The 1,694-nt window shown below is 78.3% G+C and carries 1 pseudogene; it reads right to left on the bottom strand.

From position 1 onward, the window contains the following. A pseudogene (locus tag DQW06_RS10555) lies at positions 1-1,694 on the bottom strand (hypothetical protein); the annotation flags it as partial.

Genomic DNA, 1,694 nt, shown 5'->3' with positions numbered 1-1,694 from the left:
GTCCGTGGGAGCGGGGGGCTGGTGGAGGGATTCGGGGGGCGGTGCGGACTCGCGGGCCAGGCTTACCGTCCCGCCCGTTCCGAAGGTGTCCTGGGCCGGGGCCGGTGACGGCTCCGCGGTCTCCTCGCGCAGGGCTCCGGTCCGTGGGTCGGACGCGTCCGAGAACGCCTTGTCCGGGGATCCGGGCGCGGATCCAGCCCCGCCTTCCTGCGCTCCGCGGGCGGGCGCGGCCTCGTCCCCTGGCGGTCCGCCCCGGATCGCGGACTCGTCCGGTTCCGGAACGGCGCGTCTGCCGCGGCCGAGGAACCGGAGGGTCTCCCGGCCGCTCCGGAGGGTCCGCGATCCGCCCTCCCGGGACGTTTGCTCCTCCGGTCCGTCCGGCATCGGCGCACCGGCGGACCACGACCCGCTCCGCTCCGCCTCCTCGGCCCCGGATGCGGGCTCACGGGGCTCGAAGGCCCGGTCGGAGACCGGTTCGCCGCCGGTGTCCGGGACCAGACGCGGCCTGCGGTGGGGTTCGGGCGCCCCGAAGACGCCGGACCGCGCGGAGACGCCCTCCGGGGCCGCGGCCGCCTGCCCCCGGGCGGGTGCGATGCGCGGGTGCGGGCGCGGCGGGGCGTCGCCGGGGTCGTCGGTCCCCGGTTCCTCGAACAGGCGTTCGGACGCGGGTTCGGGCCAGAGCGCCTCGTTGTCCCCGTCCGTCTCACCGCCCCCGCGCTTCCCGCTCTGTCCGTGGGCCTCCTTGTCCCTGTGCGGCTCACCGCCCTCGCGCGTCCCGTGCTCCCGGTGGGCCTCGTCGCCTCCGCGGGTTCCCTCGGCCCCGTGCGCGGCGGGGTCCGCTCGGTCGTCCCCGCGCCGTCCGGTGACCGCCCCGGCGGAGGAGGGCTCCACGTCCTCCTCGGTGATCCCCTTCAGGGAGCGCTGGCCGCCGGGTACACCCGGGACCGCGTCCGTCTCCAGGCCGGGGCGGCCCACCGGGACGCGGGATACGGGGAGCGGCCACGGACCGGTCTCCTCCTCCCCCGGGGCCTCGACCTCGGGCAGGTCGGGCAGGGGCGCACCGCCGTACACGGCGTCCCCGTCCGGCAGCCGTTCGGGGACGGGGACGTCGTCGAACCGCCGGGGCCGCGGGTCGAGCCAGTCGCGCAGCAGCGCGCGCCGGTCGGCGAAGGTCGGGGCCTCGGCGACGCCGCGTTCGGCCAGGTGGCGGGCGAGCGCGTCCCCGCCCTCCTCCCGCAGGACCGACACGAGACCCTCCGCGACCGCGCGGTAGTCGGGGGCCGGGGGACGCAGGAAGAGCCCGGGCGCGTCGGCGACCGGCGGGCCGAAGGCCAGGTGCTGGCCGTCCGGGGTGCCCAGCACCGGGTCGTAGGTGGAGAACGACCAGCTCCACCCGGCCGCGGGGATGGCGCGGGGCGGGGTGAGCACGTCGTGCAGCATCCGGTGCATGCCCCACAGGAAGCGCAGCTGCACCGCCTGCCACAGGTCGGCCCGCTCGGGAGCCAGGGCGATGTGGATCGGTGCTTCGGGCCGGTACAGGGCGGCGGCCACCGCGCCCACCAGGAGGGGTTCGTCCCCGACGGTGGTCTCGGCGGCGCGCCGGTCCCGGGTGCGCACGGCCCCGGGTGCGGCGGTGCGCTCCCAGGGCTCGGGCGTGGGCAGGGTGTCCATGGTCGCCCAGCCCGGCTCCGGCG

Origin of the sequence: Nocardiopsis sp. TNDT3, assembly GCF_003427465.1 — a bacterium.
Lineage (GTDB): Bacteria > Actinomycetota > Actinomycetes > Streptosporangiales > Streptosporangiaceae > Nocardiopsis > Nocardiopsis dassonvillei.
This window is presented reverse-complemented; position numbering and strand designations above follow the sequence as displayed.